This window comes from Pseudomonas sp. LBUM1673 (assembly GCF_059695645.1).
This window is the reverse complement of sequence record NZ_CP166780.1, coordinates 1357325-1372142: the sequence shown is the minus strand read 5'-3', so window position 1 is coordinate 1372142 and position 14818 is coordinate 1357325. Positions and strand designations below refer to the sequence as shown.

Genomic DNA, 14818 nt, shown 5'->3' with positions numbered 1-14818 from the left:
CCGGGCGGTCGCCCGGCCATGGAAATGATCGAGAATATATAGTGAATGTACCGACGCCTTCGCGGGCAAGCCTCGCTCCTACAGGGATTGCGCAATCCCTGTAGGAGCGAGGCTTGCCCGCGAAGAACGATAACGCGGTCTCAGCTATTAATGACCATTGCCCGAATGCCCACCCGCATGACCAGCGCCTTGCTTGCCGCCCTCGCCCTCATGGTTCTCGGTGGCTTTTTCCGCCTCGACTTTGGCCTTCTCAGCCTCTTTACCGAGCTGATCGACGGTCAGCAAGTTGCTTTTGCGAACAGTGTCGACAAATCCCTGAAACGGCAGGTCAGTAACGCCTACCAGCCCGAAGTGGCCGTTCTCGCCATCCAGCAGGCGACCCGTCACCGGTTGATCGAGGTACTGGAACCAGTGCACCCCGACAATCGACGGTTCGCTCATCGCCTGTTTGAGGAAGTTGGCGTAGGCCGGGCCGCGGTCTTCTTCTTTCGCCAGTTGTGTCACGCCGCCCCAGAACGGGCCGCGATCCTTTGATCCGAAATTGAATTCGGTGATCAGTACCGGCTTGTCCAGGCTGCGCAGTCTGGCGAAGTCGTAACCATCCTGCGGTTGCAAGGTGTACATATTGAAACTCAACACGTCGCAGTATTGCGCGCAGGACTCGACCGCTTCGGGGGTGCTGATGGCAAAGCGGCCACCCAGCAACAACTGGTTTGGCGCGTGCCATTTGAGCGAGTCGGAGACAGTTTTGAAGTACATGTCGGCGAAGACTTTCTGGAAGTATTTGAAGTCAGCTTCGATTTCCGGGTATTCGGCGCTCGGCTGCGGCGGCACGAAGCCCGGGTCTTCCATCAATTCCCAGGCCGGCAGATCAATGCCCCAGGCTTTCGACAGACCCGCCTGGTTGCGGTACTTGTCGCGCAGCTGTTTGAGGAAGGCGCGTTTGGCCGGCACGTCGGTGGTCATCTTCAAGGTGCCGTAGGCCAAGGCATAATGAGCCTTCGGGTCATCGCCGGGACCGGCCCAGGCCAGTTCATTGTCGGCGAAGTAACCGATCAGCCACGGATCGTCGCGATGATCCCGGGCGGCGATGGCCACGGCGCGTTCGGTGGCCATGGCGAAACGTGGATCGAACGGGTCGGGCATGCCGCCCCACCAATCGGTGCCGGTGCTGATGCTGGCGTAATCGCCGACGATCGACAGCGCCAAGGTGTACGGCACACGGTCAGCGTTGCCCAACACCGGCGCGCTCCAGTTGCCGAGGGTGTTGAAACCCCACGCTTGCAGACGATCGAGAGTGTGACTGGCCCAGCGTTTTTCATCGAAAACCACTTTGCAGGGTTCGGCGGCCACTTTTTCGACCGATGCTTCAATCGCGCCGGTCTTGGCCGCTTCGGCAACACCAGCGGTGGATTCGGTAGCCGCAGGAGCGTTGGATTGCTCGGCGGTTTTATCAGCCGTCGCCTCAACCGCGTCGGCCTTGGCTGCTTCGGCAACACCGGCCTTGGTGTCGCGGCCCGGTGCGCAAGGCTCGCCATACAGACGCTGCAGGTTGGCGCCATAGAAGTCATACCAGCGACCGGCGTTGTAGCCTCGGCCCTGATCGGCGCCGTTGCCGCCACGGTTGTCGCCTTCGCCATAGTGGCTGGCCAGGGGTTCGTCGGGTTTGGGCAGGGATTCGAACATCCACTCGCGCCCGGCAACATAAGTCTGGTTAACGTTCGGGGTCACGGTGTTGACGCCGAGGGAATAGAACGGATGCCCTTCCGGGGTCACCAGGTACCAGCGACCGTCACGCTTTTCGGTGTGGAAAAAACCGCTGGCCTTGAACGTCGGGCCTTTGGTCCAGCCGCCGAACTTGTCCAGGGACGCTTTCTCGCGCTCGGCCAGCCAGGTTTTCAGTTGTTGCTGTTCTTTGGTCGCGGCGGATTTCAGTTGCTCGTCGCTGCTGACCTTCTCCGGCCATTTGGCCCGGGTCGATTGACCGTAAGCGTCCACCAGACCGCCATAAGCGGCTTGGGTGACGGCCTCGCCATCCTGCACGCCGAAGCGCTCGAGCAGAATGCTTTGGGCGACTTTCGGCTGATCCATCGACAAGGTCACCGACACCACTTGGCTGCGGTCCAGCTCACCGGCGCTGCTGGCCAGCAATACACGCTGGCCTTCGAAGTTGATCGGCATCGGCGGGCCGGCTTTCATGCCCTGACTCAAAGGTGTACTCGGCTGCAATGGTACCAGCAGGGTTTGCGCAGGGCCGGCCGGCAGATCGACACGGCTGACCAGGGTTTTGCCGTCATTGCTCTGGATTTTCACGTACAGGGTCACGGCCCAGTTCATCGCGCTCTGGATCCGCAGGCTCATGACGCCCGACTGCGACCAGTCCCAGGCACCGGTCTGCGGCGTCAGGCGCAAGGTCGGCTGGGCGACCGGGTTGAAGGTCACGCGGCGCAGCACTTCACCTTCGGCCGTTTGCTCCGCGTTGGATTGCGGCAGGCTGGCGTCCTGGGTCGCCACCTGGACCACGTCGGCGGGACGCACAAAGTTGAACAACGTTTGCTGGCCGACAGGGGCCGCCAGCAAAGGGGCTGCGAACATCAAGGCAAAAACAGCAGGCAACGAACGGCGAATCATAGGAACGTGGTTCTCCCAAGCGATCATCAATGGGCCAGTGGAAAAGCGGTGGCAGTGAGGTAGACAACGCGGTGGGCCTATTTGCCCACCGGTGCATCAGGAAATTTCACGACGGAATGGCGGCAATGCATTGAGAATAGCTTTGCCGTAGCGCTGCGTGACCAGACGGCGGTCGAGCAAGGTGATGGTGCCGCGGTCTTCTTCGGTCCGCAGCAGACGACCGCAGGCCTGGACCAGTTTCAGCGAGGCATCCGGCACGGAGATTTCCATGAACGGATTGCCACCTCGGGCCTCGATCCACTCGGCCAGCGCGGCTTCGACCGGATCGTCAGGCACCGAGAACGGAATCTTGGCGATCACCACGTGCTCGCAGTAGGCACCGGGCAAGTCCACGCCTTCGGCGAAACTCGCCAGGCCGAACAACACGCTGGAATCCCCGCCATCGACCCGCGCCTTGTGCTTGTTCAGGGTTTCCTGCTTCGACAGGTTGCCTTGAATGAACACTTGCTTGCGCCAGTCGCGATCCAGACCGTCGAACACGTCCTGCATCTGTTTACGAGATGAGAACAGCACCAGGGTGCCACGGGAGCCCTCGACCAGTTCCGGCAAGTCGCGAATGATCGCCGCGGTGTGAGCCGGCGCGTCACGCGGATCGGCTTTCAGGTCCGGCACCCGCAGCACGCCGGCATCGGCATGATGGAACGGGCTCGGAACCACAGCGGTCACGGCTGTTTTAGGCAGACCGGCACGCATGCGGAAACGGTCGAAAGTGCCGAGGGCGGTCAGGGTTGCCGATGTCACCAGCGCCCCGTAAGCCACGTTCCACAGATTGCGCCGGAGCATGTCCGCCGCGAGGATCGGGCTGGCATTGACCTCGATGTCGAACAGCGAACCGCTTTCGGCCAGGGTCAGCCAGCGAGCCATGGGCGGGTTGTCTTCCGGGTCTTCGACGGTGAAGGCGGTCCACAACTCCCAGTTGCCCGAAGAACGCGACAACAGGCTGCCGAACAGCGGATACCACTCTTCGGCCTGGTTGCTGGCGATGCCGATGTTGACCTCGCCGTCCATGCCCTCCTTGAGCAGTTCGGTGAGCCGGGTGAACAGGTCGGTCAGCCGGGCAAAGCCCTTCTTCAGCTCGATGCCCATTTCGCGCATGTGTTCGGGAATCACCCCGCCGACGAAACGGTGACGCGGCCGCTCACGACCTTCGACGTCTTCGCCGGGTTTGAAGTCGGCGACCTGCTCGCAGGCGCTGAACATGAACTGCTGCTGGGTCTTGATCTCCCGCGCCAGTTCCGGCACCTGCTCGATCAACTTGCCCAGATCGCCCGGCAACGGGTGCTGGGCCAGCAATTTGGTGAGGTTTTTAGCGGTGGTTTCCAGCCAGTCGGCGGTGGAACGCAGGCGTGTGTAATGGGCAAAGTGGCCGATGGCTTTGTCCGGCAGGTGATGGCCTTCGTCGAACACGTAGATCGTGTCGCGCGGGTCCGGCAATACCGCGCCGCCGCCCAGGGCCAGGTCGGCCAGGACCATGTCGTGGTTGGTGACGATCACGTCGACCTTGCCCATACCTTCGCGGGCCTTGTAGAAGGCGCACTGGCCAAAGTTCGGGCAATGGCGGTTGGTGCACTGGCTGTGATCGGTGGTCAGGCGTGCCCAGTCGGCGTCTTCCAGCGCCGTCGACCAACTGTCGCGGTCGCCGTCCCACTTATTGCCGGCGAGCTTCTCGATCATGCTGGTAAATAGCTTCTGACTGGCTTCATCGACCTCGATCTTGAAGCCTTCTTCCTCGAACAGCTGCGCGGTGGCGGTTTGCGCGTGACCTTCCTGAAGCAACATGTCGAGCTTGGACAGGCACATGTAGCGCCCCCGCCCCTTGGCCAGGGCAAAGCTGAAATTCAACCCGCTGTTGCGCATCAGGTCGGGCAAATCCTTGTAGACGATCTGCTCTTGCAGGGCCACGGTGGCCGTGGCAATCACCAGACGCTTGCCGGCAGCCTTTGCGGTGGGAATGGCCGCCAGGCTATAGGCCACGGTTTTGCCGGTACCGGTGCCGGCTTCCACCGCGACAATCGCGGGGTCGCCACTGCGCCGGCCTTCGTCGTCGGTGTCGATGGCACCAAGGACTTTGGCAATTTCGGCGATCATCAGGCGTTGGCCGTAGCGCGGCTTGAGGCTCTTGGCTTCGAGAAAACGCGAGTAGGCGCCCTGGATCGTGGTTTTGAGTTCGGTGCTGATCATGGATTGTCGGGCGCAAAAAACGCTGGATAAATTTTCAGTGGTTCGGATCGGCGGCTATCATACCGCGCTAATTAATCCCGCGCAGAACGGAGTACCTCAATGACACCTTTTGGCATCGTTTATACCCTGCATGTCCTGGCCGCCCTGGTGTGGGTCGGCGGCATGTTTTTCGCCTGGATGGTCCTGCGTCCCGCGGCGATGAAGGCGCTGGAAGGCCCTGCACGATTGAAGCTGTGGGTGGAAGTGTTTCAAGGTTTTTTTCGCTGGGTCTGGGTCGCGGTGGTGCTTTTGCCGATCAGCGGTGTGGGCATGATTCATTTGCAGTTCACCGGATTTGAAGCGGCGCCGCGTTATGTGCAGGTGATGATGGGCTTGTACGTGGTGATGACGGCGCTGTTTATCCGGATTCAGGCGTTGATGTTGCCGCAATTGCGCACGGCGGTGGCGGCTCAGGATTGGCCGACGGGTGCGGCGACGCTGGGCAAGATTCGCCGGTTGGTGGGGATTAACCTGATGGTCGGGTTGGTGCTGGTGGCGATTGCTGCGGCTCGGCCGATGTTTTGAGGAATATATGGTTCTGGGGAGCTTTTGTGGCGAGGGGGCTTGCCCCCGTTCGGCTGCGAAGCAGTCGTAAACCAGTCACCGCGGTCATTCTGAAAGAATGGGGTCGCTGGTTTCGGGGCCGCTTCGCGACCCAACGGGGGCAAGCCCCCTCGCCACAGGAGGGTTTACAACCGCTGAATCGTCACCGCCCCCGCCGCACCCACAGGCCCCGGCTGGCCGTCAGCGCCAGGACGACCGCTCTTGCCGCCATCGGCCTTATACACGATGCAGCCCTTGGCCTTGCCGCCCGCTCCCGGTTTGCCACCAGTACCTGCCACGCCACCGGCACCGCCCGCCACTTCGACCTTGATTTGCTCTGCCGGGAAATCACGCGGCACTTCCAACCGAACCAGCGCACCCGGGGCCCCCGGCTGACCGTCGCTGCCATCACCGCCGTCGCCGCCATCGCCGCCTTGACCCCAGGTGCAACCCGGTGCCTCGCCGTTGCCGCCATCGAGGCCGACAAAACCCGGCGCACCCGCGCCACCGCGTGCGTCTACCGACAGTTGCGGTGCTTTCAAGGCTTTGATCTGCAAGTTCAGATTACGCCCGGAGCGCGCGGCCTTCTGATAAGTCCCCGGCGCGCCGCGCGTGGTGATCTGGCTGCCTTCGGCCAACTCGGCACGGCTGACCGTCAACGCCAGAGCCTGTTCGCTTGGCACAATGGCGATCCGCGCGTCGCGTCCCAGGTGCAACTCACCGACGGTCACTTCGGTCACGTTCGAGGGAATCAGCAAGGTGCCGTAATCGGCGACTTCCAGCCGTTCCAGTTGCAAGGAACTTGCGGTGTTGGGCAAGCGCATCAGTGAGTTGGTTTCGACGCTCACTACCTGGGCGCAGGCCAATGGGCTGATAAGTGCGGCGAGCAGACAGAGTTTACGCATGGGAAGCCTTCACAGTGGCCGGGGCCGGAATGGTTTGCAGGTGGAATACGCCGAAAAAGACAATCTTCAGGCGATCACGCCAAGGGTGGGCTCGACCTTTGAGGCTGCGGTTGCAGAACACCAGCTCCAGAAGATGGAGCCCTGCCAACAGGCTGCCGGCCAGATTGACCAGCAGGTGCAACGGATGAATAAACGGTATGAGCAGATTGACCAGCACCACCAGCCAGAACAGCAGGGTCAATAACTTCCCCAGCCCCCAAAACACCTTCATACGCTCCCCCGTTGAGAATTATTCTTTGCACGCACAGTAACGGCTTACACGCGGGATAAGCCAGAGGGCAATAAAAAATTCTTCCGCAAGGTCCGCCGCTTGGCCGCCGGATCAACCTTGATCGTTGTCCGACGGCTCTATCACAGGGGTTAGCGATTGATATACAACTCCACGCGACGGTTTTGCGCCCGTCCTTCTTCCGTGTCGTTCTCGGCCACCGGCTGGCTTTCGCCCCGGCCTTCGCTGGTGAGTTTGTCCGGCGCCAACCCCTGTCTCAACAGGTAGGCTGCGACGCTGCTGGCACGACGCTCTGACAGTTTCTGGTTATAGGCGTCCGCACCCTGGCTGTCGGTATGGCCAACGACTTTGACGCTCACCACATCGGCGTTCTGCAATTTGGCCATCAGCGAATCCAGCTCACTGCGCGCTTCAGGCATCAGGTCGGATTGGTTGTAAGCGAACAGCACGTTATCGTTCAGGGTGATGACTTCGGATGCCGGTGGTTCGGCAGGTTTCACGCTAGCCGGGTATTGCGGCAGCGGGCAACCGTGATGTTCGACCGGGGTGTCGGCAGGTGTATCGGGGCAGCGATCACGTCGATCGAAGACACCATCATCGTCTTCATCGCCATCCTGGGCATAACAGATCAAGCCGCCGGTCAAGATACCGAGCGCCGCGCCACCCGCCGCCCAGCCACCGCTTTCGATTGCGCCCAAGCCGCCGCCGACCAGTGCGCCAATGACGCTGCAGATTGGCCAGGTACGTTGATTGAGGGGGGCAGTGCCATCGCTGTGAGTCGCGCAACCGGTCAACAGGCTGCCAAACAGCAGAACCGGCAAGACGGTCCTTGTGAGAACGCTCATTGTGAAATGCTCCTGTGTCACCGGCCCATACCGGTCACACAGGAGTAAAGACCCGCATCCGCGACTGCACAAGCCGCGAAGCGTCTGGGGCCTAGCGGTTGATTTTGATTTCCGTGCGACGGTTCAACGCGCGACCATCAGCAGTTTTGTTATCCGCCACCGGCTGGCTTTCACCGGCACCGGTCACAGACACGAAACGGCTGCGTGGGACGCCTTGGGAAATCAGGTATTCCACCACCGAATGGGCGCGTCTATCCGACAGTTTCTGGTTGTAGGCATCGCTGCCTACGCTGTCGGTATGACCGGTCACGGTCAATTGGGCGCTGGAGGATTCCTGTTTCAGGCGCGTGGCGATGGTGTTGAGTACGTCTTTATCGGAAGGGGTGAGTTTGGCCGAGTCGAACTGGAAGTGAACATCACGGATAACGATGACTTCTTCCTTGACCACCGCCACCTCTTCGACCACCGACGCAGGCACGGGTGGAGGGCAGCCGTTGGCATCGACTTGCACGCCCCTAGGCGTGCCCGGGCACTTGTCGCGGCTGTCCGGCACGCCATCGCCGTCTTCGTCGCCATCACCATGGACCCAGCAGTAAGCTGCAGCCAGGCCGCCGACGACCAATGCGCCCCCACCGGCCCAGGCCGAGCTTTCGGTCGCGCCGAGCCCCGCACCGACGACACCGCCTACCGCCGCACAGGTCGGCCAGTCGGTTTTCTGCAAACCTGCGCAACCAGTCAACACACTGGTTAGCAGAACCAAGGGTAATGCTGTCCGAACTATGCTCATCTAGTTTTCTCCTGAGGGATCGGCTCAAAACCGATTCTAGGGAGTAAAGACCCGAGTTTTAATCTCCGCCAGCAATAGGCCATTGCTGTTTTGCCCCCTGTTCATGGAAGATCGACGCTTTTTGGTTAAACCCACGCTACGAGCTAATCTTGGCGCTCTGATTGAGGATCTTCGATGATTGCAAGTATTTCTTCGCGAACGCCCCAGCAGGCGTTGGCCGCTTTGCTTGATCGTTACGCCCCGGCGCGTCTGTTGCTGATTGGCGCCAGTGAATTCCCCGCCCTCGAGGCGTTCAAACTCGCGCACCCGGACAGCAGCGTCGCCTTTGCTGCGCCCGGGCCACTGCCGGCCGAACTGGCGGCGCAGCGGTTCGATCTGGCGCTGGTGGTCGATTGCCTCGAACACTTGCCCAAGCGCGACGGCCTGAATCTGCTCGGTGGTATACGCAACCTCAATGCCAGTCGCATTGCGGTGCTGGCCGACTTACCGGCCAGTGGCTGGCAGGAGACGGATTTTTTCTCCCTGGCGCTGCAAGCCAGCGAACGCTTCCAGCGTGACGATCAAGTACTGACCCTGTTTACCTACGATCTGCTTGACTATAAACAGGTGCCCGACTGGCTCAACTCACGCTTCTGGGCCAATCCGGAAAACTTCGGGAAATATTGGTGGTAACGCAATGAGTACATCTATTTGCCCTTGCGGCAGCGGCACACTGCTCGATGCCTGCTGCGGCCATTACCATGCCGGCCATCCGGCCCCCAGCGCCGAAGTCTTGATGCGTTCGCGCTACAGCGCCTATGTACTGGGGCTGATCGACTATCTGGTAGCGACCACCCTGCCCGCGCAACAGGCCGCCCTGGACCGCCAGTCGATTAGCGACTGGAGCGCCCAAAGTACCTGGCTGGGCCTGGAGGTGGAAAGCGCCGAGGTCTTCGGCGGTCAGCCGGAGCACGCCTTCGTCACCTTCACCGCTCGCTGGCACGACAGCGCTGGCGAGCACAGCCACCGCGAACGTTCGTCATTCGTGCAGAACGCCGGCCACTGGTACTTCATCGACCCCACCGCGCCACTCAAGGCCGGACGCAACGATGCGTGCCCGTGCGCCAGTGGGCAGAAGTTCAAGAAGTGCTGCGCGAGTTATTTCAGCGCTTGAGGTGATCCCTGTAGCAGCTGTCGAAAGCTGCGTTCGGCTGTAGCAGCAGCCTCGCAGGCTCGACAGCTGCTACAAGGGAGAAACACGACCATGAACACCCAGCGGCGCGCATTACAGCTGTTCACCCTGCTCCTGTTTTTGGGGCTCGGCGGCTGTGCGTCGTGGTTCAGCGACGACCTGCCGGATCCGCAGGTGCATCTGGTCAAGGTCGAGGTGGTTCGGGCCAATCTGCTGGAGCAGAAATTCCTGCTGCATTTTCGCGTCGACAATCCCAATGACCAAGACCTGACGGTGCGCGCCCTGGAGTATCGCATTCACCTGGGGGACATACTGCTGACCGAAGGCGAGCACGAACACTGGTTCACCGTCAGCCCCAAACGCAGTGCCTACTTCAAGGTACCGATCCGCACCAACCTGTGGCCCAAGGTCCGGGACCTGGTGAAACTGCTGAAAAAACCCGACCAACCCGTTCCCTATCGTCTGGAAGGTGAACTGGAAACCGGTTTATTCATCGCGCACTACGTGCACCTGGCGCGCAATGGCGTGATAATCGCCGCCGATTTAATTCCGGAGTGACCCCGATGACCCAGCAACCTCATGTCCATGGCCCTGACTGCAACCACGATCATGACCATCACGACCACCATGATCACGACCATGACCATGTCCACGGTCCGAACTGCGGCCACGCCCACCAGGAACCGGTGCGCAACGCCCTGAAAGATGTCGGCCGCAATGATCCTTGCCCATGCGGCAATGGCAAAAAATTCAAGAAGTGCCACGGCGCTTGATGCTTCGAGCGAATATCTTTTTCGCCTGTTGAATCGTCTTCGCGAGCAAGCCCGCTCCCACATGGGAACTGCGCCAGCCACACCTTGTGTGTAACCACAGACTCCATGTGGGAGCGGGCTTGCTCGCGAAGACGGCGGCACATTCAATACAACTGTTTCAGTCAGACCCCCATCCCGGGCAAGCCCGCTCCCACAGGTTTTTCAGTCGTCCTGCAGAATTTTCGCGGTACTGATGACAGTGGCGTACTCACCCTGCAAATTCCCCAGCGACATCGCATGCACCTCCTCGGCTGAGTGGTCGTTGCCAAAAAAATCCGCCTTGTCGAAGGTAAAGCACGCATCCTGCGCAACCCAGGTCTCAAACCCCAGATTCCCGGCCGTTCGCGCCGTGGACTCCACCGAGTTGTGGGTCGCCACGCCAACGATGATCAATTGATCGATCCCCGCCTCGCGCAAACGCGCCTCCAGCCCCGTCGAACAGAACGCATCCGGCACTTGCTTCTGAATCACGCGCTCGCCGGTCAAGGGTTCAAAGCGCTCCTGAAACTCGACACCCGATTGCTGCGGCCAGAACACCGAATCCGCTGAGCGGGACAGGTGCTGCACATGAACCACCGGCCGCCCGGTTTGACGCCAATGCCCCAGCAATTCCAGCATGCGCTCTTCAGCCTGTGGATTGTTTCGACGACCCAGCTTGGGATGCAGAATGCCTTTTTGTTGATCGATGATGATCAGCGCCGCGTTTGTCTTGAGCTCCATGCCGACTTTTCTCATGCAAGGTCATTGAATTCCCCGCACTTCAGCATCACCTCTTGCTACTGGCAAGCCATCAAACGCAAACCGACCTAATGCCGGCGGTCGCTGTCCGTACCTGACGATGTCTCTTGATTTGGAGTACTTCATGATCGACCTGTATTACTGGACCACCCCCAACGGCCACAAGATTTCGATATTCCTGGAAGAAGCCGGCCTGCCGTATAACATTTACCCGATCAACATCAGCCAGAATGACCAGTTCAAACCCGAATTCCTGAAAGTAGCCCCGAACAACAAAATCCCGGCCATCGTCGATCATGAGCCAGCCGATGGCGGCGCTCCACTGTCGCTGTTCGAGTCGGGGGCGATTCTTCTGTACCTGGCGGAGAAAACCGGCAAGTTTTTGCCCAAGGATCTGCGCGGGCGCCAGCAAGCACTGCAATGGCTGTTCTGGCAAATGGGCGGCCTGGGACCGATGGCCGGGCAGAATCATCATTTCAGCCAATTCGCGCCGGAGAAAATCCCTTACGCCATCAAGCGTTACATCGACGAAACCACCCGCCTCTATGGGGTGCTCGACAAGCAACTGGCGAACCATGACTTTGTCGCCGGCAACGAATACAGCATTGCCGACATGGCGATCTACCCCTGGATCGTTTCTCACAAGTGGCAGAGCCAGAACCTGGAAGACTTCCCTAACGTGCTGCGCTGGTTCAACCACATCCAGAACCGCCCGGCGACGGTGAAGGCCTATGCGCTGGTGGCCAAGGTCAACCCGCCGAAATCCTGAGACAAACACTAACCCTTTGGCCAGGAGGCTTGTTGTGGCGAGGGGGCTTGCCCCCGTTCGGCTGCGCAGCAGTCGTGAAACCGTCACCGCTGTTCTCCCTGAAAATCGCCGTTGCGGGTTTTGGGACCGCTTCGCGGTCCAACGGGGGCAAGCCCCCTCGCCACAGAGAGTGCATCGCCCGCCAGTCTTGGGTTTATCAGACAAATCCTGAAATAAGACCTGTCCCCCGCTTGCGCGGCCACCTCCTGCTCACTAACGTAGCGCCTTTAATGACGCTACCCCCGCAGGAGCTTTGCCATGGCCTCGCCAGCCCTCACACATTTTCTTCCCCGGTTCGGCGTTGCCGCAGCAGTGGCCAGTGTTTTGAGCCTGACAGGTTGTCAGACCTGGAACACCCAGGACACCCTCCCGCCGACCTCCGGCGTGCAGCCGCTCAAGGGCCTGGCGCAGAACGTTTCGATTCGACGCAATGCCATGGGCATGCCGCTGATCGAGAGCAACAGTTTCCACGATGCGCTGTTCACCCTCGGCTACGTGCACGCCAGCGACCGCATCACCCAAATGGTCACCCTGCGATTGCTGGCCCAGGGCCGTCTGGCGGAAATGTCCGGCGCTGACCTGCTCGACGCCGACCGCTATATGCGTGCGGTCAATCTGAATAAAAGCGCGGGTGAGCTGTACAAAGCCTCTTCGCCGCGCCTCAAGCGTTTCTTCGAAGTCTATGCCCGTGGGGTCAACGCCTACCTGTTCCGCTACCGCGACAAACTGCCTGCGGACCTCGCGGCCACCGGCTACAAGCCTGAATACTGGAAACCGGAAGATTCGGCGCTGATTTTCTGCCTGCTGAACTTCAGTCAGTCGGCAAACCTGCCAGAAGAGATTGCCTCGCTGATGCTGGCCCAAACGATCAGCACCGACAAACTGGCGTGGCTGACGCCCTCCGCCCCCGATGAAAAACTGCCGGTGGCTGAAGCCGAAAAACTTCAGGGCATCAAACTCAACGGGCAAATCCCGGGGCTGAGCGAAATCAGCAAAGCCACGGGCCAACTGTCCGACCTGCACCTGCCGGGCGCCACGTCTTCGAACAACTGGGCGATTGCCCCGCAACGCAGCCGCAGCGGCAAAAGCCTGCTGGCCAGCGACAATCATGGGCCGCTGGGCGTACCGTCGCTGTTCAGTTACGTGCAGATTCGCGCGCCGAAATACCAGGCCTCCGGCGTGACCATTGCCGGGTTACCGATGGTGCTCGGCGGTTTCAACGGCAAAGTGGCGTGGAGCATGACCACGGTCATGGGCGATAACCAGGACGTGTTCCTGGAAAAAATCAAACGTCAGGGCAATGGCCTTTCCTACGAAGTGGGTGGCAAATGGCAGCCGGCGATCGTGCGTAACGAAACCTACTTCGTCAAAGGCCAACGGCCGATTCGCGAAGCGGTGTATGAAACCCGCCACGGGCCATTGCTCAACAGCGCCCAAGGCACCGCGCTGGCGAATGGTTTCGGCGTGGCCTTGCAAACGCCGACCTTCACCGACGACAAAACCCTGGACGCCTTTTTCGATCTGTCCCGAGCGCAGAGCGCCGAGAAAGCGTCGGACGCCAGCCGTGAAATACGCGCCATCGCCCTGAACCTGGTGTTTGCCGATGCCAGCAATATCGGCTGGCAAGTCACCGGTCGCTACCCGAACCGTCGCGAAGGCGAAGGTCTACTGCCGTCGCCGGGCTGGGAAGGTCGTTACGACTGGGACGGTTACGCCGACCCGATGCTCCATCCGTATGACCAGGACCCGGCTCAGGGCTGGCTCGGCACCGCCAACCAACGGGTCATTCCCCATGGTTACGGCATGCAATTGTCCAATTCCTGGTCGGCGCCGGAGCGCGGCGAACGCATGGCCGAACTGGCGGGCGTGGGCAAACACGACACACGCAGCCTGATCGCCATGCAATACGACCAGACCACCACCTTCGCCGCCAAACTGAAAAAAATGTTTGAAGCACCGGGCATGGCCCAGCCACTCAAACAGGCTATCGAAGCGTTGCCGGTTGCCGATCGCGGCAAGGCTCGCGAGGCGTACACCCGCTTGATGGCCTTCGACGGCAAACTGAGCCCGACCTCAGCCGACGCGGCGATTTACGAGCTGTTCCTGCAGGAAACCACTAAACAGATTTTCCTCGACGAACTGGGCCCGGAAAGCAGCCCGGCGTGGAAAGCCTTTATCGCCAACGGCAAGTTGTCCTACGCAGCCCAGGCCGATCACCTGCTGGGGCGTGAGGACAGTCCCTTCTGGGATGACGCTCGCACACCGCAAAAAGAAGATAAGCCGGCGATCCTGGCTCGCAGCCTGGCAGCGGCGATCAGCGCTGGCGACAGTCAGTTGGGCGGCGATCACAACGCCTGGCAGTGGGGCAAACTGCACCGCTATGAATGGAAGAATGCCAGTGGCCAGACCGTGCGCGGTCCGCTGGAGGCCGGCGGCGACCACACTACGCTCAACACCGCCGCATTCGCCTGGGGTCAGGACTTCAACACCACGCAGGCGCCGGCCATGCGCTTTATCGTCGATTTCGGCCAAGCCGAACCGCTGATGGGCCAGAACGGTACCGGCCAATCCGGCAACCCGGCCAGCCCGCACTATCTCGACAGCGTTGATCCATGGCTCAAGGGGCAATACATAAGCCTGCCGATGCAACCGCAGAACTTTGACAAGGTGTATGGCAAGACGCGGTTGACGCTGACGCCTGGCAAGTAACCCCACCTCCACAGTTGATCGGCGTCGTGCGCAAAGCTTGCGCCTGGCTCGGTCAACTGTGGGAGCGGGCTTGCTCGCGAAAAGGGAGTGTCAGTCGACATCAAGGTTGCCTGGCATACCGCCTTCGCGAGCAAGCCCGCTCCCACATGGATTGCGCTTCACTGACTGGCATCAAGCCTCCCTAGCCACACAGCGCACCATCCAGACGCAAGGATCTGGCGATGCCCGTTTTCGTGCACAAATCCCGCATCGCCACTTCTTGTACTACCTTTTAAACGCTTGTTCGGCACTCTGGTTCAG

General features: G+C 60.6%; 14 protein-coding genes. 7 read left to right on the top strand and 7 right to left on the bottom strand.

Annotated elements, in window-relative coordinates; translation table 11 throughout:
- Positions 1 to 147: 147 nt before the first annotated feature.
- A complete protein-coding gene (locus tag ACA044_RS06130; RefSeq protein WP_497445572.1) occupies positions 148 to 2631 on the bottom strand; it encodes a beta-agarase in 2484 nt (827 codons plus the stop codon).
- Positions 2632 to 2727: 96 nt separating this feature from the next.
- Positions 2728 to 4872 (bottom strand): ATP-dependent DNA helicase DinG, encoded by a 2145-nt coding sequence (gene dinG / locus ACA044_RS06125; RefSeq protein ID WP_497445571.1) that lies wholly within the window; start codon positions 4870 to 4872, stop codon positions 2728 to 2730.
- 99 nt (positions 4873 to 4971) lie between these two features.
- Between dinG and ACA044_RS06120 the strand changes: the two genes are divergently transcribed.
- Positions 4972 to 5436: a CopD family protein gene (locus ACA044_RS06120; RefSeq protein WP_497445570.1), complete on the top strand. Its 465-nt coding sequence runs from the start codon at positions 4972 to 4974 to the stop codon at positions 5434 to 5436.
- A 164-nt stretch (positions 5437 to 5600) separates the two neighbouring features.
- Here the strand turns inward: ACA044_RS06120 and ACA044_RS06115 are convergent, their stop codons facing one another.
- The 4 genes from ACA044_RS06115 to ACA044_RS06100 all read right to left on the bottom strand — a co-directional run bounded on the left by ACA044_RS06115 (position 5601) and on the right by ACA044_RS06100 (position 8280).
- Positions 5601 to 6359 (bottom strand): collagen-like protein, encoded by a 759-nt coding sequence (locus tag ACA044_RS06115; protein ID WP_497445569.1) that lies wholly within the window; start codon positions 6357 to 6359, stop codon positions 5601 to 5603.
- Positions 6352 to 6630: a DUF1145 domain-containing protein gene (locus ACA044_RS06110; RefSeq protein WP_497445568.1), complete on the bottom strand. Its 279-nt coding sequence runs from the start codon at positions 6628 to 6630 to the stop codon at positions 6352 to 6354. The genes ACA044_RS06115 and ACA044_RS06110 overlap by 8 nt, the downstream gene beginning before the upstream one ends.
- A 149-nt stretch (positions 6631 to 6779) precedes the next feature.
- Complete coding sequence (locus ACA044_RS06105; RefSeq protein WP_497445567.1) at positions 6780 to 7493, bottom strand: PA1041 family peptidoglycan-binding anchor lipoprotein; 714 nt, start codon at positions 7491 to 7493, stop codon at positions 6780 to 6782.
- Positions 7494 to 7584: 91 nt separating this feature from the next.
- The gene (locus tag ACA044_RS06100; RefSeq protein ID WP_497445566.1) at positions 7585 to 8280 is read right to left on the bottom strand and encodes a PA1041 family peptidoglycan-binding anchor lipoprotein; all 696 of its coding nucleotides are present in this window, start codon (positions 8278 to 8280) and stop codon (positions 7585 to 7587) included.
- Positions 8281 to 8454: 174 nt separating this feature from the next.
- Between ACA044_RS06100 and ACA044_RS06095 the strand changes: the two genes are divergently transcribed.
- The 4 genes from ACA044_RS06095 to ACA044_RS06080 all read left to right on the top strand — a co-directional run bounded on the left by ACA044_RS06095 (position 8455) and on the right by ACA044_RS06080 (position 10224).
- The gene (locus ACA044_RS06095; protein ID WP_497445565.1) at positions 8455 to 8952 is read left to right on the top strand and encodes a DUF6231 family protein; all 498 of its coding nucleotides are present in this window, start codon (positions 8455 to 8457) and stop codon (positions 8950 to 8952) included.
- A gap of 4 nt (positions 8953 to 8956) precedes the next feature.
- On the top strand, positions 8957 to 9433 hold the full coding sequence (locus ACA044_RS06090; protein ID WP_497445564.1) for a YchJ family protein: 477 nt from the start codon (positions 8957 to 8959) through the stop codon (positions 9431 to 9433).
- 90 nt (positions 9434 to 9523) lie between these two features.
- Complete coding sequence (locus tag ACA044_RS06085; RefSeq protein ID WP_497445563.1) at positions 9524 to 10009, top strand: LEA/WHy family protein; 486 nt, start codon at positions 9524 to 9526, stop codon at positions 10007 to 10009.
- 5 nt (positions 10010 to 10014) lie between these two features.
- Positions 10015 to 10224 carry an SEC-C metal-binding domain-containing protein gene (locus tag ACA044_RS06080; protein WP_497445562.1) on the top strand — a complete coding sequence of 70 codons (210 nt, stop codon included), beginning with the start codon at positions 10015 to 10017 and terminating at the stop codon, positions 10222 to 10224.
- Between the two features lie 201 nt (positions 10225 to 10425).
- Here the strand turns inward: ACA044_RS06080 and ACA044_RS06075 are convergent, their stop codons facing one another.
- Entirely contained in the window at positions 10426 to 10983 is a 558-nt protein-coding gene (locus ACA044_RS06075) for a cysteine hydrolase family protein (RefSeq protein WP_497445561.1), read from the bottom strand.
- A gap of 142 nt (positions 10984 to 11125) precedes the next feature.
- Here ACA044_RS06075 and ACA044_RS06070 point away from each other — a divergent pair, with 142 nt between their 5' ends.
- Together ACA044_RS06070 and ACA044_RS06065 are read left to right on the top strand one after the other, a co-directional pair.
- Positions 11126 to 11770 (top strand): glutathione binding-like protein, encoded by a 645-nt coding sequence (locus ACA044_RS06070; RefSeq protein WP_497445560.1) that lies wholly within the window; start codon positions 11126 to 11128, stop codon positions 11768 to 11770.
- 297 nt (positions 11771 to 12067) lie between these two features.
- Complete coding sequence (locus tag ACA044_RS06065; protein WP_497445559.1) at positions 12068 to 14518, top strand: penicillin acylase family protein; 2451 nt, start codon at positions 12068 to 12070, stop codon at positions 14516 to 14518.
- Positions 14519 to 14818 lie beyond the last annotated feature (300 nt).